General features: G+C 45.3%; 22 protein-coding genes and 1 tRNA gene. 6 read left to right on the forward strand and 17 right to left on the reverse strand.

Going from position 1 to position 21,745, the window contains the following annotated elements; all coding sequences use genetic code 11:
* Nucleotides 1–508: 508 nt before the first annotated feature.
* From R7M92_RS21695 to R7M92_RS21760, 14 genes are all read right to left on the reverse strand, one after another.
* Nucleotides 509–1,663: a flagellin gene (locus R7M92_RS21695; RefSeq protein WP_005382038.1), complete on the reverse strand. Its 1,155-nt coding sequence runs from the start codon at nucleotides 1,661–1,663 to the stop codon at nucleotides 509–511.
* Between the two features lie 427 nt (nucleotides 1,664–2,090).
* A complete protein-coding gene (gene flgL, locus R7M92_RS21700; protein WP_047102907.1) occupies nucleotides 2,091–3,284 on the reverse strand; it encodes a flagellar hook-associated protein FlgL in 1,194 nt (397 codons plus the stop codon).
* Between the two features lie 13 nt (nucleotides 3,285–3,297).
* Nucleotides 3,298–5,238, reverse strand: a complete 1,941-nt coding sequence (flgK, locus tag R7M92_RS21705) for a flagellar hook-associated protein FlgK (RefSeq protein WP_171345126.1) — start codon at nucleotides 5,236–5,238, stop codon at nucleotides 3,298–3,300.
* 160 nt (nucleotides 5,239–5,398) lie between these two features.
* Nucleotides 5,399–6,325 (reverse strand): flagellar assembly peptidoglycan hydrolase FlgJ, encoded by a 927-nt coding sequence (gene flgJ, locus R7M92_RS21710; protein WP_031779079.1) that lies wholly within the window; start codon nucleotides 6,323–6,325, stop codon nucleotides 5,399–5,401.
* A gap of 16 nt (nucleotides 6,326–6,341) precedes the next feature.
* Nucleotides 6,342–7,433, reverse strand: coding sequence for a flagellar basal body P-ring protein FlgI (locus R7M92_RS21715; RefSeq protein WP_258635339.1), 1,092 nt, complete (start codon nucleotides 7,431–7,433; stop codon nucleotides 6,342–6,344).
* Nucleotides 7,434–7,476: 43 nt separating this feature from the next.
* Nucleotides 7,477–8,256 (reverse strand): flagellar basal body L-ring protein FlgH, encoded by a 780-nt coding sequence (gene flgH / locus R7M92_RS21720; RefSeq protein WP_005382033.1) that lies wholly within the window; start codon nucleotides 8,254–8,256, stop codon nucleotides 7,477–7,479.
* 30 nt (nucleotides 8,257–8,286) lie between these two features.
* Nucleotides 8,287–9,075, reverse strand: a complete 789-nt coding sequence (gene flgG, locus R7M92_RS21725; protein ID WP_005382032.1) for a flagellar basal-body rod protein FlgG — start codon at nucleotides 9,073–9,075, stop codon at nucleotides 8,287–8,289.
* Between the two features lie 18 nt (nucleotides 9,076–9,093).
* Complete coding sequence (gene flgF, locus R7M92_RS21730; RefSeq protein WP_005382031.1) at nucleotides 9,094–9,843, reverse strand: flagellar basal-body rod protein FlgF; 750 nt, start codon at nucleotides 9,841–9,843, stop codon at nucleotides 9,094–9,096.
* 330 nt (nucleotides 9,844–10,173) lie between these two features.
* The gene (gene flgE, locus R7M92_RS21735) at nucleotides 10,174–11,487 is read right to left on the reverse strand and encodes a flagellar hook protein FlgE (protein WP_005382030.1); all 1,314 of its coding nucleotides are present in this window, start codon (nucleotides 11,485–11,487) and stop codon (nucleotides 10,174–10,176) included.
* 30 nt (nucleotides 11,488–11,517) lie between these two features.
* Nucleotides 11,518–12,228: a flagellar hook assembly protein FlgD gene (gene flgD / locus R7M92_RS21740; protein WP_005382029.1), complete on the reverse strand. Its 711-nt coding sequence runs from the start codon at nucleotides 12,226–12,228 to the stop codon at nucleotides 11,518–11,520.
* Between the two features lie 17 nt (nucleotides 12,229–12,245).
* Complete coding sequence (gene flgC, locus R7M92_RS21745) at nucleotides 12,246–12,659, reverse strand: flagellar basal body rod protein FlgC (RefSeq protein ID WP_005393132.1); 414 nt, start codon at nucleotides 12,657–12,659, stop codon at nucleotides 12,246–12,248.
* A gap of 5 nt (nucleotides 12,660–12,664) precedes the next feature.
* Nucleotides 12,665–13,060 (reverse strand): flagellar basal body rod protein FlgB, encoded by a 396-nt coding sequence (gene flgB / locus R7M92_RS21750; RefSeq protein ID WP_005382026.1) that lies wholly within the window; start codon nucleotides 13,058–13,060, stop codon nucleotides 12,665–12,667.
* Between the two features lie 303 nt (nucleotides 13,061–13,363).
* Nucleotides 13,364–14,191 carry a protein-glutamate O-methyltransferase gene (locus R7M92_RS21755; RefSeq protein WP_318134278.1) on the reverse strand — a complete coding sequence of 276 codons (828 nt, stop codon included), beginning with the start codon at nucleotides 14,189–14,191 and terminating at the stop codon, nucleotides 13,364–13,366.
* Between the two features lie 11 nt (nucleotides 14,192–14,202).
* Entirely contained in the window at nucleotides 14,203–15,129 is a 927-nt protein-coding gene (locus tag R7M92_RS21760) for a chemotaxis protein CheV (RefSeq protein WP_005382022.1), read from the reverse strand.
* Between the two features lie 76 nt (nucleotides 15,130–15,205).
* Here R7M92_RS21760 and flgA point away from each other — a divergent pair, with 76 nt between their 5' ends.
* From flgA to R7M92_RS21775, 3 genes are all read left to right on the forward strand, one after another.
* Nucleotides 15,206–15,952: a flagellar basal body P-ring formation chaperone FlgA gene (gene flgA / locus R7M92_RS21765; protein WP_005382020.1), complete on the forward strand. Its 747-nt coding sequence runs from the start codon at nucleotides 15,206–15,208 to the stop codon at nucleotides 15,950–15,952.
* Between the two features lie 116 nt (nucleotides 15,953–16,068).
* Complete coding sequence (flgM, locus tag R7M92_RS21770) at nucleotides 16,069–16,383, forward strand: flagellar biosynthesis anti-sigma factor FlgM (RefSeq protein WP_005382018.1); 315 nt, start codon at nucleotides 16,069–16,071, stop codon at nucleotides 16,381–16,383.
* Nucleotides 16,384–16,410: 27 nt separating this feature from the next.
* Nucleotides 16,411–16,836, forward strand: a complete 426-nt coding sequence (locus R7M92_RS21775) for a flagella synthesis protein FlgN (RefSeq protein WP_005382015.1) — start codon at nucleotides 16,411–16,413, stop codon at nucleotides 16,834–16,836.
* 102 nt (nucleotides 16,837–16,938) lie between these two features.
* Here the strand turns inward: R7M92_RS21775 and flgP are convergent, their stop codons facing one another.
* Together flgP and R7M92_RS21785 are read right to left on the reverse strand one after the other, a co-directional pair.
* Nucleotides 16,939–17,370: a flagellar assembly lipoprotein FlgP gene (flgP, locus tag R7M92_RS21780; protein WP_005382014.1), complete on the reverse strand. Its 432-nt coding sequence runs from the start codon at nucleotides 17,368–17,370 to the stop codon at nucleotides 16,939–16,941.
* A gap of 9 nt (nucleotides 17,371–17,379) precedes the next feature.
* On the reverse strand, nucleotides 17,380–18,018 hold the full coding sequence (locus tag R7M92_RS21785; protein ID WP_005382013.1) for a FlgO family outer membrane protein: 639 nt from the start codon (nucleotides 18,016–18,018) through the stop codon (nucleotides 17,380–17,382).
* 169 nt (nucleotides 18,019–18,187) lie between these two features.
* Between R7M92_RS21785 and R7M92_RS21790 the strand changes: the two genes are divergently transcribed.
* From R7M92_RS21790 to R7M92_RS21800, 3 genes are all read left to right on the forward strand, one after another.
* On the forward strand, nucleotides 18,188–19,321 hold the full coding sequence (locus R7M92_RS21790) for a flagellar assembly protein FlgT (RefSeq protein WP_005382012.1): 1,134 nt from the start codon (nucleotides 18,188–18,190) through the stop codon (nucleotides 19,319–19,321).
* A gap of 175 nt (nucleotides 19,322–19,496) precedes the next feature.
* Nucleotides 19,497–19,573: transfer RNA gene (locus R7M92_RS21795), tRNA-Arg, on the forward strand.
* A gap of 279 nt (nucleotides 19,574–19,852) precedes the next feature.
* Nucleotides 19,853–20,359 carry a hypothetical protein gene (locus R7M92_RS21800; protein WP_005382011.1) on the forward strand — a complete coding sequence of 169 codons (507 nt, stop codon included), beginning with the start codon at nucleotides 19,853–19,855 and terminating at the stop codon, nucleotides 20,357–20,359.
* Between the two features lie 114 nt (nucleotides 20,360–20,473).
* On the opposite strand, the gene R7M92_RS21805 is transcribed toward R7M92_RS21800, so the two are convergent.
* Complete coding sequence (locus R7M92_RS21805) at nucleotides 20,474–21,436, reverse strand: OmpA family protein (RefSeq protein WP_318134279.1); 963 nt, start codon at nucleotides 21,434–21,436, stop codon at nucleotides 20,474–20,476.
* Nucleotides 21,437–21,745: the final 309 nt, after the last annotated feature.

Raw genomic sequence — 21,745 nt, forward strand, 5'->3', positions numbered from 1 at the left:
ATGGTGATTTCTCCAATTGATTTTCCGGTGTAGCGGTTTCCGACGTCTCGGAAAACCAAGTAGTTCTCTCAAAGTTATTTCTATTAACGACACCAAATTCAGAAGCTTTAGAAAAAAGTTTAAAAAAATAACATTGCGAGATTTAGCTAATAAAATTGAAGAAAAGTAAGAAAAAGTGCTCAAGTTTCCACAAATCGAGCCGAGAGGGATAAATTGTATAGAAAACCAGCAAAAGGAAACAATTGAAGGTAAGTTCGCAGACGATAGACGTGAAAATTAGAAAAGAAAAAGCCCCTTTTCCTTTGAGAGAACTGGGGCTAGGTTGGTCGCCAGAGCCTATGTGGAGATCAAGAGAAATGAACACATTTCCGGCATACCGAGTGCAACTTTACATTGAAAATGATTGGCAGGTGAGAGATGAGAGAGCCGCTCATTCTATTGTAAAGTTGCTTGCCAAAAGCCTGCATTCCCATCCACGTCTGAATGTATTGAGTACAGGCTAAGTAAACTACTGCAATAGTGACATTGCAGAGTTTGGCAACTGTTTCGCTTGAGCAAGAATCGATGTACCTGCCTGTTGCAAAATTTGTGCTTTGGTCATTTGCGTGGTTTCTTTCGCAAAATCTGTATCTTTAATTCGGCTGTTCGAGGCGTCAACGTTTTCTTGGATATTCGCCAAGTTGTTGATGCTGTGACTCAAACGGTTTTGCTTCGCACCTAAGTCTGCACGTTGCGAGTCTACGTATTTCAGTGCCGAATCCAGCACAGAAATCGCGTTTTGAGAGCCTTGTACCGTGGTCATATCAATATCTTGTACTGACGTTCTGATAGGTTCATCACTCAGGCCAAGCTCAGATGCTAATCCACCAGAAATGGAAATCTCGCCCTGAACGTTTGGGTGCGCGACAAAAACTTGCAGCTTGCCATCTTCACTTACAGACGCATTAATCATATCAGACTGACCATTAATGTAAGTGGCAAGCTCTTCGATGTCGTCGCCCGCTTTAGCATTAATATTGATTTCTAGATCATCAACATTGCCGTCTTCGTCTTCACCCATACCTGGTAGCGTGATCTTCAAGTCAGATTTAGCTGGGTCAACACTCCAGTTTTTATCTTTACCGTTCTCAGATAAGAAGGTCACACCGCCCATGCGAGTATCGTCCGCACGAATGCTGGTGAGTCCCATGATCATGGCTTCACCTGAGCTCGCACCAATCTGGAATGCCGCTTCACCGAATGAGCCGTTCAATAGACGACGACCACCAAATGAAGTGGTTTCTGCAATACGGTTTAGCTCGTCAATCAATGCCATTGACTCTTCGTTGATCGCCTGACGCTCAGCTGGAGAGTTAGTACCGTTCGATGATTGAATCGCAAGGTCACGCATTCGTTGCATGACAGAGGTTGCCTCATTCATCGCACCTTCAGCGGTTTGTGCAATCGAGATACCATCGTTCGCGTTACGCATTGCGACATCTAGGCCACGAGACTGTGCAGTTAAGCGGTTAGAGATCTGTAGACCTGCCGCATCATCTTTTGCACTGTTAATCTTATGTCCTGAAGATAAGCGCTCCATCGACGTGTTTAATTCATCAGTCGCTTTGTTTAGGTAACGCTGCGCGGTCATCGCGGAGACGTTAGTACTAACTGTTACAGCCATTTTGCTCTCCTGTTGAGTTCGCAAGCTTTTGCGAAGCGGCCAGCTTTACTCTCATTTGGATAAGCACTGACCGTAAAAGTTACTTGCTAAATCTGCCTTAAACGCAGGGTTTAGAATCTCTAAATCTGTTCTGATATTTTCAATACAATTTGTGTGCCAACTTGCGTAAATTATTTAACTAATTTTAAAAGAATCAGATAAACAATAAGTTAGCTTTATCATTAAGCTATTTCAGGTTTGTCAGACTCATCTTAGCCCAAGGGTATTGAACGCTGCCCTGTTGCCGCCCGACTTGCCTCCCGCATCATTGCCGCTTTGGGTAAAATCGTGCCGCATGACATCTCAGACTCTCAGGTTACGCCGACTTATCGCGCTTAAGGCTTTGCACATAAGGCATCAAAATCAGACAATGTGTATGAGTGTCATACTAGATGTAGTTAAACAACGTTAGATCTTTGGTCTTACCGAATGCTTGTTGCGATGCCTGTAACGCTCGCGAGTTTTCACTGAACTCGATCACGGCTTTAGAGTAATCCAAGTCCTCAAAGTTGCTCTTCGCTTTTGCGAGAGACAAATTAAAGTCTTCATGATTTTGCTCTTGGATATCCAGCGTACTCAATCGAGCACCGGCATCTGTACGCGCTTTATTCAAATGGATAAAAGCAGCGTGGAATTCTTCTGTCATTTGGTGCAATTTGGCGGTCGCCGACGTGTCCGAAACCGATTTGTCTGACCATGCCATTGCATCCTTGAAGGTATCGAAAATGCTGAACTCTGCCCGCTTTTCGATCTCAATGCTGTCACCAGGCGTAATTTGGCCTTTTACGTGCACTTTCAGGCCTTTGTATTCAATCCCTTTCTCTGGAGAAAACTCATCGGCATCCACTACTTTGCCGTTACGCTCTAATTGGTAACCAAATTTGCCGTTATTCATATCGACAAATGTCACGCGATACGCCGCATCATCCTTCGTATCAACGTTAGTGGCTCTGTTTAATAGCAACTCAGAACCGTTTTGTAGATCGTAATTCGGCTGATAATCGCCAAATGGGTTTGGTATCTCCATAAACAGCTTGCTGCCGGGATCGTTCATTGGCATCTCAAGCATGCTGGAGACTTTCATTTTGCGCTGATAATCGTCCCCAGCGTATTGCACGCTACCATCTTTATCGCGATAAAATGGTTGGCTTTTTGGCTTAGTGCCAGCAAACACGTAGTTACCAGATTCATCTTGCGAGTTCACCAAGTTAAGGAAGTTGTTCGCAATCTCTTCTAGCTCACGCTTCTTTGCTTGTCGGTCTTCCGCAGAAAACGCACCGTTAATCATCTCCATCGTTAAGCGCTTCGACTCGTCGGCAAAATTCTCCGCATTGGCGATATTAACTTCGTGGTTTTCTAGACGATTACGCACCAACACTATCGAGCTAAGATATTGTTGTAGCTGTTCTTGTTGCTGGCTAATGTTTTGGATGTAATGCGCAGCGAGGGGGTCGTCACTAGGTTTCAGTAACTTTTTCCCTGAAGCAAGTTGCTCTTGGTTGTGGTGAACCTTATTCTCTTGACGACGCAGATCATTTTGTACGGACTGATAGTTATGGAAACTAGAAATTCGGGTTAGCACTTATCTCTTCTCCTTACCTCAGTTGTAAAATGGTATTGAAGGTATCATTCGCCGCTTGCATCACACGTGATGAAGCCATGTACGCTTGTTGAAACTTCATCATGTTGGCCGCTTCTTCATCGAGGTTAACACCAGAAATAGAAGCAACGCGCTCTTGCGCCGCTTCATGCTCTAAACGAGCGACGGAGGCTAAACGGTTTGCTGTAGAAGACTTCAGTCCAACTTCGGTATTGAGGTTATGATAAACATCGATCAAGGTACTGGATTTTCCATCCATCATCTTGTCTGTTTGGATCTTCTGCATTTTTCGCAAGTTGCCGTTACCACCTTCAGAAGGCACCAAGTTTGCGGTGAATTTATCATTCATCAGTGCGCCTTCGCTCAACTCAAACACGGTTGCATCGCCGTTTTTATACAGCGGATGGCTTTTCGGCACTGAGATTTCAATCATCGGGTTATCTTTATCTATCGGGTATGAGTATTTGTCCGATAGTAAATTACCCTTGTTATCCGTGATCTTTAACCACGGCTTATCATGCTTCTCGTCGGCTGGTTGTACGGTAACCTCAAACTCTTTAACATCCCCCGCCTCACGAATTTTAAACTTGGCGTTACCTTGTGCAAAAGTGGTTGAGGCTTCATAACTTTGTGCGGCAATAGCTTTTGCATCATTGGTTTCCATCTTTATGATGGCTGCACCAGTTCTCGTTGGGCGGAGCAATACGCGCTCACCGGCGGCAAGGCCTTCACCAATTTGCACTTTCATACCATCCAGAACAAACGACGAATCCGAACGGTCGATGTTCAACGACATTTGCTCACCTTTCGGTGTTGTCACGCTGTATTGGTCGCCATCATAACGCAGCGAATATTCACCACCTTTGATCGCGGAAATATCCTCGATGTAAACCGCAACATCAGCTTGAGAGTCAGGCGCAGCAAAAACTCGAGATTTTGCCACCAGCTCAGAGTTCACATCGGTAAATACGTCTTTACCTATCTTACCGTTGAGATCCAGACCTTGAGATTGCAGCTGATTAATTTTGTAGGAGAAACCCGTCGCTAAACGGCCCATTTCATCTTGCAGTTGTGGGATGTGTTTGTCGCGCATTTCAAGTAAAGCGCCGATTTTGCCATCCATATCATCAGACTTGATCGCTTTAATGCCATTCCCTTCCACCATTGCTAATCGTCTTTGATGAACATCCGGATAGCCATCGATCATTTTGAGCTGGCTTGCTTCCGTACCAGAAACAAGTGTGTGTCCATTGCCGATATGAACATTAAACCCTTCCGCATTTTTGCGTGGGGTTACAGTAACTTTGGTGTACTCTGACAGCTCAGTAACCAGCTTTTCATGCTGATCCATTAGGTCATTATGTGGGCCGGGGGTGCGCATCATCAGTCGATGAATATCGCGAATTTCCAACGCAAGTTGGTTAACGCGCTCAATGCCCATATCCAATTTTTTATTGGTGACATCAGATTGCAGTCGAACGGTTTCGTGGAAATCATTTAATGTATCAGAGAAGATTTTCGCCTTTTCCAATACCACTTTTCGTGCCCCTAAATCGTTCGGGGTATCTGCCATGGTTTTTACCGCATCGAACCACTCATTCAGGTTCTCGGGAATTTTCTTCGATGCTACGGAGCTCAACATGCTAGAGAGCATATCAAGATTGTCTTGGGTATCCGTTTTGTTGGCATTGTTGGTCGACGACAGGTTCAGTTCATTCACGGCAAACTGATCCCACGAGCGGCGAACATTTTCCACATGCACACCCATGCCGTAGGTAGAACCACCAAACATGCGCGGATCATTCGTGCCTTGGATAACAGACTGACGGCTATAACCCTCTGTATTAACATTAGAAATGTTATGACCAGTGGTGTTTAATTGTCTCTGAGCAGTAAGCACACTTTGAGTACCTACATTCAGAAGATCTGACGCCATACATGCCCCCGAAAACGAAATATAAATCGGCAAAACCGATCACCTAGACACATTAAAAGCAAAAGATGTGCCAAGTGATAGAAAGGCGTAAATGTTCAGATAAAGTGAAGGCTTGCACTATGGCAAGCCTTCGAGAACGTCATAAATTGTCGCAGAAACATTACATACTTTCGATTTTATCCTTCACCTGCAGGACTTTATCTGCGTAATTCGGATCGGTCGCGTAACCCGCACTGTGGATACCGCGAATAAACGACTCTGAATTCCCGCGTTGCTGTAATGCTGTCTCGTAACGTGGGTTGTCATTCAAAAATCGTACAAAGTCATTAAAGCTGTCTTCGTAACTTGAGTAGGAGCGAAACGCTGCCGTCTCTTTCACTGGCGTGTTATCGTGGAACTCTAAAGTTTGAGTCGTCACTTTGTCACCCTGCCAGCTTCGATCTGCTTTGATATTAAATAAGTTGTTGCTGCTGCCACGCGCGTTCTTCACGACCTTTTGTCCCCACCCCGTTTCCAAAGCGGCTTGCGCAAGTAGCAGAGATGGCTCGACACCTAAGGCTTTCGCAGCTTTCTCCGCGTATGGCTTCATCGAGTTAACAAAGGATTCTGGTGAATCGAATCGAGTGGGTTCATTGCTTGGTCGAGATAGCTGACCAGACTCAATCAAGCGCTGTTCAATCTCGCGCGCTTTTTTCGGGTCAACACGACGATATTCCGCAGCATTGTTTGCCGCATCACGCATAGCCGTTTCTTTTTTGTCGTTCCCTTGCCCAGCCGTTAATTGCTTAACAATCATATCGGCCAGTCCCATTGAACCAGACGAACTCAATTCACTCGCCATCTGTTCATCCAACATTTGTCGGTAGAACTTCTCGTTTTGGCTGTTCATCATGTTGGACTCAAAGCCCTCATTGGCTTCACGCATGGATTTCAACATCATGGAGGTGAAGATCGATTCGAACTGACGAGCAGCCGCATGCAATGCTTCTTGCTCGCCATCTTTTCCCTCTTTCACTGCTTTTTGACGCAGAGTATCCAGAGAACTGATGTCATGGATAAAACCAATGTCGTTAGGATTGTTCATTATACCTACCTCCTAACCATTAAATGATGATCAACTGGCCTTCAATGGCACCAGCTTGCTTCAATGCTTGTAAAATTGCCATCAAGTCCGAAGGCGCAGTCCCGACTTGGTTCACGGCACGGACCAAATCATCCAACGTTAAGCCTGGTTCGAACTTAAACATTTTGCCTTGCTCTTCGCTGACTTCGATATCCGAGTCTGGTACGACTACGGTTTGCCCACCAGAAAAGCCGTTAGGCTGGCTAACATTCAGGTTTTCTTTGATCGCAACCGTCATGCCGCCGTGCGTTACTGCTGCTGGTTTAAGACGCACATGCTTACCAACTACGATGGTGCCCGTGCGAGAGTTAACGATGATTTTGGCTGCACCATCTGCTGGGTCGAACTCTAGGTTTTCGATTGCCGATAAGAACGCAACACGCTGGCTGACGTCACGAGGAGCACGCACGCGCACTGATGTCGCGTCAACAGCGCTCGCCATTTGTGGGCCAAGGAAGTTGTTTACAGCATCCGCCATACGTTGAGCCGTTGTGAAGTCTGACTCAAGCAAGTTGAACGTGATGTAATCACCACGACCAAATGGGTTTGGAATTTCTCGCTCTACTGTCGCACCACTAGAGATAAGACCAACGGTTGGATTGTTACCTACGATTTTAGAACCGTCAGCGCCTTCAGCACTGAAGCCGCTCACTACTAAGTTACCTTGAGCAACCGCGTAAACTTGACCGTCGAGACCTTTGAGGAACGTTTGTAGTAGCGTACCACCACGCAAACTTTTAGCACTTCCGATGGAAGAGACTGTCACGTCCACTTGCTGACCCGGTTTAGAGAAAGGCGGCAATTCTGCCGTAACCATGACTGCGGCAACGTTTTTAATTTTTGGCTTTGTGCCCGGCGGCATCTGAATGCCGAAGTTTTGCAGCATGGCGGCGAAACTTTGCTCTGTAAACGGGTTCGCTTCACCCGTACCAGGTAAGCCTGAAACCAAACCATAACCCACGAGTTGGTTGCTTCGTACACCTGCCACTTGCGCGACGTCTTTGATACGTGCGGCTTGGGCTACGGTAGAAAACAGAGCAACGCTCATCAGTACTAAAAGGAGTTTTTTCATGCTTACTTATCTCTTGCAGTCAAATTGCCGTCAGCAGGGCGTGTTATAGCGCTACATTAAAGAATCGTGCCAAGAAGCCTGGCTCTTGCATATCTTGTTGCAAACCAGTGCCAGAGTACTGAATTCTTGCGTTAGAAACGCGATTTGATGCAATGGTGTTGTCGAAATTAATATCATCCGGACGAATAGTGCCACTTAAACGTATGTACTCATCACCTGTATTTAGCGTCATCCACTTCTCACCGCGGATCACGAGGTTGCCGTTTGCCAGTACTTCAATCACCTCAACAGTAATGTAACCACTGATGCTGTTGCTCTGCTTTGCAGAAGAGTCACCTGCAAATGAGTTGGAGTTGTTTAAGTCATAAGAGAAATTATATTTTCCGCCAATTTGCAGCTCTTCTCCGCCCACTTGAAGCGGGTCCATTTGCGCTTCATTGGTTTTCGATAAATCGGCATTTGCGCTTTTCGTCGCACTGGTTGTCTCATCAAGTGTTACGGTAATAATGTCGCCAATACCACGTGGTTTAGAATCGTCGTAGAGATCGGTAATGTGCTCGGCGCTAAACAACGAACCTGTTGCAGCAGCGTAATGCTCAGGTTTGTTTTTCGGATGAATTGGAGCCCAAGCAGGGTCGCCAGCAACCGGATCGCTTCTACCACGTAAAGTATCTACAATACCGCTGCTCTCTTCTTTCGATTTATCACCTTCTACTGCGTCGACCACAGTGGTTGCTTGTGTCACTTCATCCGTTTCAATCGGTTCCAACATGGCACAGCCCGACATCGTAGCAATCAAAGCGAGTAGGCAAATACGTTTCATCGTGAGCTCCTCAAATCTTGCTCTTAATCGTTACAATTGCTGGTTAACGAAGCTCATCATCTTATCGACTGACGAGATCACTTTTGAGTTCATTTCGTAAACGCGCTGGGCTTCGATCATATTGACCAACTCTTCTGTTACATTCACGTTGGACGCTTCCAGCATGGATTGACGAATTTCCCCCAAACCGTCCAAACCAGGAACACCCTCTTGTGGATCGCCACTGGCACCCGTTGGTAAGTAAAGGTTCTGACCAATTGGCTCTAGGCCACCCGGGTTAACAAAGTCTGTAATGGTTAGCTGACCAACGACTTGGTTGTCTTGCTGACCTCGGACGCGAACCGACACTTCACCATCCGTACCGACAGTAATAGAAATCGCATCTTCTGGAATCACAATTTCAGGCTCTACAGGGTAGCCAGAACCCGACGTGACTAACGTGCCTTCACCATTGAGCGTGAACTGACCGTTACGGGTATAACCGATGTTGCCGTCCGGCAATGTCACTTGGAAAAAACCGTCGCCTTCCACCATCATGTCCAGTGCGTTGGTCGTTGTCTGTGCATTACCGTGCGTGTGCACTTTTTGCGTCGCAACCACTTTAGAACCCGCACCTAGCATCAAGCCACTTGGCAGTTCCGTGTTCTGAGATGACTGGCCGCCAGGCTGGTTGATGTTCTGATAGAACAAATCTTCGAATACTGCACGGCTCTTTTTGTAGCCGACAGTAGAGGCGTTCGCCAAGTTGTTCGAAATCGTGGCAATGTTGGTTTGTTGGGCGTCTAGACCTGTTTTACTTACCCATAGTGCTGGATGCATAGTGAACCTCTAACTCTGTTAACTCATACGAAGCAGTGAATCTGAAGATTTATCCATTTCTTCAGCTGTGCTCATCATCTTGACTTGCATTTCAAACTGACGTTGTAAGTCAATCAATGCGGTCATTTCACCTACGGCATTCACGTTACTGCCTTCTATCGCTCCCGTCTGGAGACTAACAGTCGCGTCTGCTTCGTAAGGTTGGTTTGGAGTTTTATGGCGAAATAAGCCATTGGTGTCTTTAAACAAGCTTTGATCATTAGGCTTAACAAGCTTAATGCGATCAACCGCTTGGAATTCTTCTGCCGGGGCACCTTGAGGAAGTACAGAGATGGTGCCATCCCGACCGATTTCAATTTTGGAGAGAGGAATAGGCAAAGTAATCGGCGCGTCGTTTTCACCCAGCACCAAATGACCACTTGCGTTCGTAAGCATGCCATTTTGATCGACTTTTAGGTTGCCGTTACGGGTCAACCCTTCTTTCCCTGTGTGATCGAGTACCGATATCCAACCGCTGCCTTCAATCGTCACATCCAGATCACGCCCTGTTGTAATCACGCTACCTTGAGCAAAGTTATGCCCTGGACGCTCTGTCATGCTGAACACACGTGAAGGATGGCCTTCACCATAAGCCTGCATTGAGCGAGCCTGTGCTAAATCAGCCCGAAATCCGGTCGTGCTTACGTTAGCCAAGTTATTAGCGCGCAATTGTAGTGCCTGCATATTTTGCTTGGCGCCACTCATTGCGAGAAACAGTGCGCGATCCATAAATTACTCCAAAAAATCTCTCTGTACACGGAGTAAAAGCAATAGTTATGCCAAAACAAAAATAGGCTTATCAATCAATACTTTGAATTAACAATCAACAATTAAAAGAGGTCAATAGGGGCAGAAAACTGTAACGAGAGGCAAGGTTTTGATCCATACGGCGGCAACAGCGGCAAATCGTAGATCAAAGCATGCTTAGCCTGAGTGAGGTGTATTCAGGCTAAGCATCAGATGAATGTCATGATGAAAGTGAACAAAGCGGTAATTACTAAGAAGCAACCACACGCCATTGCTTACTCAAGCAGAGTATCGAATGACCCAGCTAGTGCTCTAGCGGATCTGTAAGATATTCTGTTGTAGTTGGTTGTGTACTTCTAGCGAACGTGAGTTTGCTTGGAAGTTACGCTGAGCAGAGATCAGGTCCACCAACTCCTGCGTCATATCAATGTTTGACTGTTCCAGCATACCGTTATTGATGGTGCCGAAAGAGCCTTTATTTGATTCACCCCAGATCTTGTCACCAGAGAACTGCGTTGAATCCCATTGAGTGCCGCCTTTCTTATCCAGACCTTGCTCGTTTGGAACACGTACGAGAGCAACACGACCCAATGTAACGTTTTCACCGTTTGAATAAGTCCCCAATACGCTGCCGTTTTCATCGAAGTCAACTTTGGTTAGGAAGCCCGTTGTTGCACCGTCTTCGTCAAACTTAGTCAGTTCGAACGGAGCCGCAAACTGTGTTGCTGAGCCTAAGCCGAAGTTAAGCGTCTGCGCAGGATCAGCACCATTCATATCGACTGGTGTCGTATTCGTCGCTGGATCGCCCAGAGCCACAGAAGTGATTGGCTGACCATTGTTCAAGCTCGCCAACGTACCATCGTTGTTGAACTTCATGGTATGCCCCACATGACCTGTTGGCGTTTGCGCATCACCAGCCGCAACATTTAAAGGCTTTTCACCTTCTTTATCTGTCACGGTGTAGTAAGTGTTCCATGTATTTGGCTGAGTCTGATCTTTCAAGTAATACGTCGTTAGCTTGTAAGACTGACCCATCGAGTCATAAATTGTCGAAGAGGTTGAACGGTTGTATGTATCTGGGTCTGAAAAATCAAACTGAGTCGGATCTTTCAAATCGCCGTTAGCTGGCAAGTTCACGCCCACTTCAATGTTTGCTGTTTGCTTTGGCTTACCAAATTCAGCAGGAATATTGATAGGTTGTGGCTCGTATGAAGAAACCTCACCAGAGCTTGGGTCCACTTGGTAACCTAATAAGAACTCGTCGTTCGCGGTCACCATGTAGTTTTCTTTATTTAAGTGAAATGCACCATTACGTGTCAGTTCATTCTGTTGTGGAGTTAGACGCTCTTTCGCTACAGCGAAAAAACCTGTCCCCGAAACACGCAAATCCATTGGGTTGTTGGTGTAAATGCTAGAGCCTTCATGGAACTGCTGTGCCACTTGGCTTGCTTGCGCACCACCACCCGGTGTGGTTTTTGCGTTAGTAAATAAAGAGTTAGAGTAGACATCAGCAAACTCAGCACGGGACTCTTTAAAGCCGTAAGTGTTGGCGTTCGCAATGTTGTTACTGGTGGTGTTCAAATCCAGTTGGGCGGCGGACAAACCGCTTAAAGATACATATGACATTCCAAAATCTCCTAATCTAGCGAGCTATGACTACGCTTTACCGACTTCCAATACTTCTGCAAGTCGAACTGGCGATTCAAAACCAGCCAGATTGAGTAATACGTTTCCGTCACCTTTGCCAAGCAATACGCTGTTTACGTTGGCATACGTCGATACTGGGAACTCTTGCGACTCCCCTTCAACTAAGCCAGACGCTTTCACTTTGTATTTGCCAGCTGGCAGTGGATTTCCGCTTTCATCTTTACCGTCCCAAAGCACACGCGTGTCGCCGGCTGGTTTCGCCCCTACCTCAAAGGTACGAACCAGTTGGCCAGCTTCATCCTCTACACGAACAAACAGATTATCGATAGATTGTGAAAGCTTAACCATTGCCGCCATTGGTGCGTCGTCCTGCTTCACACCTGCTGCTCCTGGGACCAATACGTCACGCCCTACCAAAGAGGAAGCTTGTAACGCTTGATTTGATGTCATTGACGAATTCAAACTCTCAAACTGAGTGTTCATCTTGCCAATGCCATCAACGGTCGCAAATGAAGCCATTTGCGCAATCATCTGGTCATTACTTACCGGCTTAAAAGGGTCTTGTTGAGACAGTTGCTTCGTGAGCAATGATAAGAAGTCTTCCTGTTTTAGATCCTGCTTACCCGTGCTCTCTTCCGCTTTCTTGTTACTCTCTTGTAGACTTTTAAGCTGGTCGATATAGGACAAGCCGCTTTGACCAACGTTGTTAATTCCGGCCATACGCTACCCCCTTATCCTTATTGACCCATCTGCAGCGTACGCAGCAGCATTTGTTTACTAGAATCAGCGACCTGTACATTAGTTTGGTATGCACGAGAAGCTGAAATCATGTTTGCCATTTCTTCCATTACATTGACGTTAGGCTTGTAAATGTAGCCTTCTTCGTTTGCAAGGGGATGGTCTGGGTTGTACTCCGCACTCAGCGGTTTATCACTTTCTACAATACCCATCACTTTCACTGGCACCGTATCACCGCCACGCATGGCGTTACTTAACTCTGCACCAAACACTGCATGACGCGCTTTGTAAGTGTCTTTCGCAGAGCTGCTGACACTGTCGGCGTTCGCCAAGTTGCTTGAGGTAGTATTCAGACGAACGGATTCAGCGCTCATTGCGGAACCTGTCACATTGAAAACGTTAAATAAGCTCATCTAAATTATTCCCCTTTGATTGCTTTGGTTAAGTTCTTGAATTTGCTGCCTAGAAAGTCGAGTGATGCTTGGTGTCTGATTTGGTTTTGCATAAACAAGTTACGCTCTAAATCCAAGTCTACCGTGTTGCCATCTCCCGTATCTGGTTGCGTAGGAAGGCGATATAACTTGTCCCCAACCAACGTCGTAGTGGCAGGAATATGCCGACCATCTGTGCGACTAAGACCAATGCTTGCCCCAGATGTTGCCGCTTGCAATTCCTTCGCAAAGTCTAAACCTCTTGCTTTGTAACCAGGCGTGTTTGCTTGTGCGATATTGGTGGAAATCACCTCTGCATTGCGCTCACGTACGCCCACCGTGTGCTGGTGGATGCCTAGTGCATTGTCAAAAGATATAGCCATGTTTGCCTCTACAATTAAGAACTGACCGTGATTGATAACCAAAAAGCAATTAGCATGCCAAAACCTAAAGCATTACACCAACCTAGTGGTTACCGTGAATTGAAATAGCAATAAGTGAGCCAAAGTAACTGGAATGTCATGTCGTATCACTTTGTTCACTTAATAAAGATACACCGTGTTGAGGGCACAAGGCAAAAACGCGCTTCAACTAATTGAGTGATACATGAAACGCTCGGCGCAGAAAGGTCACAAACAAAAAAGCCTGACACGAAGTCAGGCTTTTCTATCAATGAAGAGATACCGCTATTTAAGCTTGTAAATGATGCCCGGATTACAGCGCACCATTTCAAATTTATCAGTCAGACCAGTTAGCGACTCTGATGCCCCTAACAGCAAGTAGCCACCAGGGTTTAAACTGCTCGCCATTTGGTTAAGCACTTTAGACTTCATTTCTGGAGAAAAGTAAATCAATACGTTACGACAGAAAATGATGTCGAACTTACCCATCAGTGCGTAACTGTCCATCAAGTTTTGTGGACGAAAGTTCACCAAACGCTTGACGTTATCTTTGACTCTCATGCGACCACCGTCCGCATTTTCAAAGAAGGTGCGACGACGTTCTGGTGAAAGCCCGCGACCCAAAGCCAAGTTGTCGTACACCCCTGCACGACACATATCGAGCATACTTGTCGAAATATCTGTGGCTGTAATGGACACGTTTGGTAACAAGCCAGGCTTGCGCTGTTGCGTTTCCAGGATCGTCATTGCAATAGAATACGGTTCTTGGCCCGATGAACTGGCAGCAGACCAGATCTTAATTGGGCGCTTGCTTGCCGCTACTTCTGGCAATAATTTGTCAGCTAAAACCGTGAACGGATAAGTATCTCGAAACCACAAGGTTTCGTTAGTCGTCATCGCATCCACAGCGGCGACTCGTAATTCTCGATTACGCCCTGTAACAACATCACGAAGCAAATCTGATAACGATGCGAGCTTAAACTTCGTCACTAAAGGACTCAGTCGGCTACGCACGAGGTATTGCTTGCTATCACCTAACACGATGCCACATTGCGATTCTAGAAAACGGCTAAAGTCACGATACTCTTGATCACTGATTGTAATAGCAGTCATTAATGTCTCTTTTATTGTGTTAATGCAGATTTAACCGCGTTACCCAACTCATCTGGGTTAAATTTCGCAATGAAGGTGTTGGCACCTACACGCTCAACCATAGCTTGGTTGAATACACCACTTAATGAAGAATGGAGGATAACATAAAGGTCTTTCAAATCGGCATGTCTGCGAATTTCAGCCGTTAAGGTATAGCCGTCCATTTCTGGCATTTCAATATCGGAAATAACCAACGAAATTTGATCGTAGATATTGCCTTCTTGAGCCATTTCAATCAACTTATTGTACGCTTCTTTGCCGTCTTTGACAGATACGACCTCAAAACCGATGGATGTAATCGCACGCTCTACCTGTTTACGCGCGACCGTCGAGTCATCAGCAATCAGTATGCGGCGTACAATAGGCTTTTCTTGTTCTGCTTGTGCGATTTCTTCGCCAATAGCGGAATCCATCGTTTCATCAACTGGCGCAATTTCTGCCAGGATTTTTTCAACGTCAAGGATTTCAACCAGCTCATTGTCAATGTTTGTCACGGCAGTCAAGTAGTGCGCTTTACCTGCGCCGTCTGGCGGTGGCAAAATCGCTTCCCAATGCATATTGATAATACGCTCAACCGATGATACCAAAAATGCTTGGATCGTACGGTTAAATTCTGCAATAACAACAAAACATTTATCTAAATCAGTGGTTGGGCGGCCACCAATTGCCAGGCTCAAATCAATAACGGACACGGTATGGCCGCGGATATGAGCGATACCTTTAACCAGAGGGTGTAGATTTGGCATTGAAGTCAGCTTAGGGCACTGTAGTACTTCTTTCACTTTGAATACGTTAATGCCGTAGCGCTGTCGGCCCATCAGTCGAAAGGTCAATAATTCCAATCGGTTCTGACCGACGAGTTGCGTACGCTGATTCACCGAGTCAAGAATCCCCGTCATATGCTCATCTCCATCTCAAACTTTTTGTTTTTAAATGATACTCTACCACTGGCAAGCACGATACCAGGGAGACAGTATGGCGTATTTCACTTTCACTTCGACACCATTGACTATGACAATATGTAGAGCGCTAATTACAAAGTACGCTAAGTCTATCGGCATTTTGCTCAGTATGTTTAGCTTTTTTGTTCATTCAGCTTCAGATAATCAGATCGAGCAAATAAAAACAGCAGCAGAACAACATATTCTTGCTACGGTTGATCAGCCTGATGGTGGCGAGCTATCTGTTAATGCGGCAGAGATCGACTCGAGAATAAAAGCAACGGATTGCCCTGTTCCGTTAGACACATCTGCCTCTTCCACCAGCAGCACGAGAAGTAACATCAATGTGTTAGTGGAATGCCAACCGGATGACTGGAAAGTCTATGTTCCTGTGAGGATCTCGGTATCAGTACCAATGATCGTCGCGACACGAACACTAGGGAGAGGAGAAATCGTCAGCGCATCGGATGTTACCACTTCCATGATCGAGCTACAGCGCTTTCGTAAAGATGGATTTTCTAGCTACGATCAAGTGGTTGGGGCCAAGCTAAAGCGTAATGTTCGCTTAGGCGATGTCGTAGAGAGAAATGATGTTTGTGTGGTATGCCGAAATGAAAAGGTCATTATCAAAGCGGTGAATTCTGGCATGACGATCACAACGCAAGGCACAGCATTGCAGGATGGTTCAGCTGGCGATCAAGTAAGAGTGAAAAATGATAAGTCACAACGTATAATAGAAGGCATAGTGACTGACATTGCGGAAATCACTGTTAATTTTTAATACCCACTGGTAGCGTGTTTAAACTGATCAATAAAAATGCAAAAAATGACTAAAGTTATTTTTGCGCTGGTCGATAGTCTGGATACCAGTATTACGATACAAGGCAAAGGTTAAACATGGCAGGTATAGATAATATACGTTCAGGGCAAATGATGACGACAACAAGTCGCGCACCTGCACGTAACGATTCCAATGCTACCAGCACGACAGAATCAAAAAAGGCGCCAGCGCAACAAGACGCAGTATCACTCAGCCAGCAAAGTAAAGCCGTCAGTAAACTCCAGAAGGATATGGCAGCTTCTCCGGCATATGACAGCGCCAAAGTTGCAGCAATCAAAGAAGCTATCACAAACGGTTCATACAAAGTCGATCCTGAAAAATTGGCTGACAACATGATTAAGTTTGAAAACGAATTGCAAGGCAAAAGCTAACTGACTTAGGCCGAAGGTAAGTATTTTATGGCAGCATTAGTCGATCTCGTTAATTTCCAGCTAGAAAATGCTAAGGCACTTTCCGCTGTTTTACGCCAAGAAACACAAGCAATCACGGCGCGTGTCTCTACCGAGATTGAGAACATTGCCAAACAGAAGATGACGCTCATTGATCAGCTCAGAACAACTGATCAGCGAATCGCCTCTCACCCGCACGTCAATCAACTTACTGAAGATGAGCACCTAAGTCAGGTTGTTGCTCAGATCCAATCGATCGTCCTCGACTGTCAACAAGTTAACCAAGTAAATGGCGAATCGCTTAGTCGCGCACAGCTGAGCTTCAATAAACTCAACAACATGCTCCAGCGAACTCATGGCAAAGTTGGCATGACCTACAATGCGGGCGGAAAAACCCACACCATCTCGACGCTTGGCACCAATATAAAAGCTTAAACGTCACTCCTACCCTCAATTCCCGCGCTCACGTAGATATAAAAAAGCGACTCATTGTTACCAATCAGCCGCTCAAAAAGATTATCTGTCTAGTGAAATGGTTTAAAACAAAGTTTGCTGACGCTTCTCAGGCACTTGCTGAACTTCTCCATAATCACGTAGCTTATCCATCTTACGGATATCCAGACGCAGCTCAGTCACATAACTGTCTTCAACAAGATAACTACGCACAACTTCTGCACCACGAATTACACCATCGACGGCACCAGTGGTGCTTTCAATACCCAAACGCTGGTCTTGCAGCTCTGCACGTCCACTAACACGCATGCCATAAACTTGCTCTGCTAGCTCACGATAAGCATCAATTTTTGATGCGCGCATTGCTCGTACACGCTTTTCTTCTACTGTGCGGCCTGTTTGCTCACTGACGCTGGCGTAGCCCACCGCCACTAAGATTTCATCTTGACGCATCTGTTGTAATGGCTGACACCCAACCAATATCAGTGTGGCAACAATAAATAATAACTTCTTCATGCTTCTATCCTATGGACGGAGAATCACAGTGTACGGCTGACGAATGGTAGGGTCAGAACGAATCAACACACCATCTTGTGTGCGGATGCTATTTAACGTATCTAAGTCACGCCCAATACGGTCAGCCGGAAGGAAACCTTGCGCTGTCGCTACAACTACACGGCTTTGCATGCCAACCACGCGTGCATTGACAAGCACTCCCCCCTCTTGGCGCAGCATCGTTCCGGTCAATACATACTGAATTTGCTGCTCTTGAGCTAAATCTTGCCAATCACGACTTAAAGCAAAATCGCCCTGTTGCGTCACTTGAATAGAGCCCGTAGTTTTGAAATCAACCACTTTAAACCCTCGGCGCTGAAACTGATGGATAAAACCTTCAGAGACCGAGTTACCTAACCAGTTTGTTGCATCCATATTTTGTAGATCAACAAACGAGGTAATCGCAATCGGTGTCCGCGCTGATACTGCCACATTAGAAACCATCAGGTCTTCTGTCATGCTCTCAATGAAAAAGTCCATCGTATGACGCGGACTATCCATCAGCATGAACTGGCTTCCCGAGTAAGGTTCTTTACCATTGTAAATCGGTGAGTACGCGCACGATGTCAGAAGCGTCATCATCGATGCAGCGACAAGCCACTTTTTCATGGTTTGATTCTCCAGATAATCTTAGGTGATACCGTTCTTTATTAATTCCTTTCCAAGAAAGTGAATATTGGAACAGTCTTTGCTTTTCTTTGTTTGCCTAACGAAGAAAAACCCACCAAACTTCACTGAATTTGTTAAAGCAATATTTATACCCGAACGGTTGTAACCAATGAAAAAAATATTAAACAGTCTGTTTTCAATCACTTTAGTGATGCTTGTGCCTTTTAAGGTAATGGCATCTTGGTATGAAGTCACAGGCGTTGCCACCATCGTTTCTTCAGAAGAGACGGCAAGGCTCCATGCGTTGGAAGACGCGCTGTTCAAAGCCGTCAATTTTTCGGGCGCAGATATTGGCAGTATTAGCAACTTGATGCCGCTATTAGAAGAAAGTCGCAACGAATACCAGTTTACCAATCATGAAGTCCGTTACATTTTGGTGGAGTCTGAACGCAAACGTCGCGGTAAAGTCGAGGTAAAAATCCGCGTTGATATTTATCCATCGGCAACGGGTTGCCACACCGATCAATACAAAAAGACAATGCTGGTCGGCAATATTGAGGTCGCATCACCACAACAAGCAGTGATGGGACAAATTTATCAAGTTGGTGACGATTTTAGCCACGTAGTGAACCGTCAACTTGATCAAACCTCACGCAGCTTTGTGTCTGTTGGTACAACGGACTACTCAATAAGCAGCAACTATCCTGCTCGCACTCAAATGATCGCGCAAGACAATGGCGCACAATACATCATTGGAGGGGTCATTACTGATCTCACTGCAACGGTCGAATCTCAACTATTGCAAGATGACATCATCAATCGTCAGTTTGCGTTAGAAATGAAAGTATTTGATGGTAAAACTGGCCATGAAATCTTCAACAAAGCCTACCGTGAGGTCGCGCGTTGGCCATTTGCTAAGACGAGTCAAGTGGACACTCGTAGTGCACGTTTTTGGGCATCGACCTATGGCGAGATGATGCTTCGCGTTAGTCGCAATATTATGTTGGATCTGGAGTCGGAGCTATCTTGCAAAATTACACTGCCAGAGGTTGTGGCAGTCTTCGGAAATACCGTAACGATGGATCTCGGCCGTATGCACGGCGTAAAAGAGGGAGACAAATTGCAGCTTTGGCACACCGCGTCGTTTATCGACCAAAATGGATTGCCAAGAAACAAAGTCTCGCAAAGCGAAATTACATTAACGGTATCACGCATATACGAACACGAAGCGGAACTGACGATTGATCAGCCAAATTTAGCATCTAGCGTTCAAATTGGCGACGTAATGAACAAGATCCTATAAAAGCAAACATTAAGTCTTGAGATATGCTCACTTTTGAATATCATAGGCAGCGCATCTTATTTGATTATACCAATGACCGTAGCGAATCGTTCAACGTGATGCTGATACAGATCTGGTAGATTGCTAGATTTGAACTCAGTAAAACAGTGCAATGAACTGCAACTATTGGTATTACGCCCCCATGGCACAGCTGGATAGCGCAGTCCCCTCCTAAGGGACAGGTCGTAGGTTCGAATCCTACTGGGGGCGCCATATCATAGCCTTAGCTCCCACTTGAGCTAAGGCTTTTTTGTATCTTCAATTTCAAGCCTCGCACTGCTCCCCCTAGTACATCGTGTTAGGTAATCTTCCCAGTAATCAATATGATCGGATCAGGTGTTTCGGTTACGGGATAAAGTCTTCTACTGATCTGACTTCTTCCCCTTGAAATCATTTCAACAAGCCCTATTTACAGTTTTGTATTTTATTACTTTAATTATCTATGAGTTTTGCTTACCCTTTTAGCTATTAATAAAATTATTAGTTAGCACTATGTCTAAGAGCAATTTAATAACTAACACTGGACACCGCTTTATTTCTAAAGGCAAGACAGCCTTTAAGATACATATCCATACCCCCGAGGATACGGTACTACACCGCTCGGTAGGATTTGTTCGTATTGGAGAAAAGAAAGGCTTACAAAAAGCCATTAAGCTGAGAAACGAGTTAGGCCGGCAAATGTGGGGCAAATTCTGGCGACGTCTTTTGAAAGACCCTTACCTAATGACCAGGCTTCCACATAGCGTTGAGCCTAAAATCGTTCACAAGCCTAACCCTACTCTTGAAAACCCTGACAACCGAGATACGTGTTACATCGCCAAGTGGCGAGAGTTCAATGATGACGGTGAGTATAAATATAAAACGGTGGTTCGCTCTATTAGTAAGTACGGCAAACTTGCCGCCTACATGCAAACCAAAAAAGCGTTGTTAGAAGCACATAAAGATAACTTGGAGATCCTGACATTTATGGGGCGTTTAAACAGCATTGATCTTAAGTAATACCTAGCCACTTTGAACATTTCAGTCAGTTTTTAAAGAGAAATAAAAAGCCCCAAAGAGCGAACTCTTTGGGGCTTTCAGCTTCAGTCTTCTATACTACGGTCGAATAGGAGCTTATTGCTGAACTTGGTATTCAAATTCTGGAACAACGATTTCTACGCGACGGTTTTGTTGACGACCTTCACGAGTGTCGTTTGAAGCGATTGGGTTGTTTTCACCTTCGCCACGAGCTTGGATACGTGATGAATCAATACCTTTTTCAACGAGCGCGTTAGCAACAGACTCAGCACGTTTTTCAGAAACCTTTAGGTTGTAAGCTGCTGGACCAGACGTATCTGTGTAACCTACAACTTCAACGTTCGCTTGTGGGTGCTCGTTTAGGAAAGCAACTAGGTTATCAAGTTTTGCAGCGCTCTGTGGTTTTAGAGTTGTGCTGTTTAGATCGAAGCTACCTGTACCAATTGTTTGAGTTTCGAATGTTTTCGTAACTACAACTGGCTCTTCTACCACTTCTTCTACAACCACTTCTTCAACAACAACTGGCTCTTCTACGATTACTGGCTCATCGTTGCCGCCGAATTTGAAAGAAACACCTAGTGTTGCAGTGTTACCTGTCGCACGAGTTACATCGTTGCTGATGTCAGTCAGTGTTTGGTATTCCGCACGAGCTGTTACGTTTTGGCTTAGGTTGAATTCAAGACCAGCCGCGCCTAGGTAAGAGTAATCATCTTTGCCATCAAACATTACGTAAGCGCCACCCACTTTACCGTAAAGTGCGATGTCTTCAGTGATTGGTAGGCTAAATTTAGGAGCAAGAGTGATCGCTTCTACGTGGCCACCGAAAGAAGTTTGGTTAAAATCACCGATGTTGTCGAAACCCGCTTCTACTGCGAAGTATTTATTCATTTCGTAACCAACAAAAGCGCCAAGAGTAGAATCGTCTTTGTCACAAGCCTGGCCCGCTACACACGCGTCTTCCATCCATGACTTACCCATCTTACCACCAACGTATACTTCTGCTTGTGCTGCTGAAGCCATAAGTAGAGACGCTGAAATTACCGCTGCTAATTTTTTCATTATTGATTCCTCTAAAGAAGTTCTTTTGTTAGATGCCGAAATGCGCCGTCTGACTGACGTTGTATTTCAATTCTTTTTATTCATTCCTTGAGTGAGATACTTAGTCAGCTTCTTTTTATGCACATGCATTTTTTTTATGGAAGCAACTTACGTACATTTCCTGTTCAGTGATACACATCGCCATCTCGGTATCGCTGACGGGATGAACTATAACGCTAAGAAATCGCGAGAAAAATCCCAATTCTGTCAATTTATTGTCATCAAAAATCTCGACAACATGTGATCTTAAGCAAAAAAATCCCCACGCAA

The organism is Vibrio sp. Vb2880 (genome assembly GCF_033337975.1).
Lineage (GTDB): Bacteria > Pseudomonadota > Gammaproteobacteria > Enterobacterales > Vibrionaceae > Vibrio > Vibrio alginolyticus.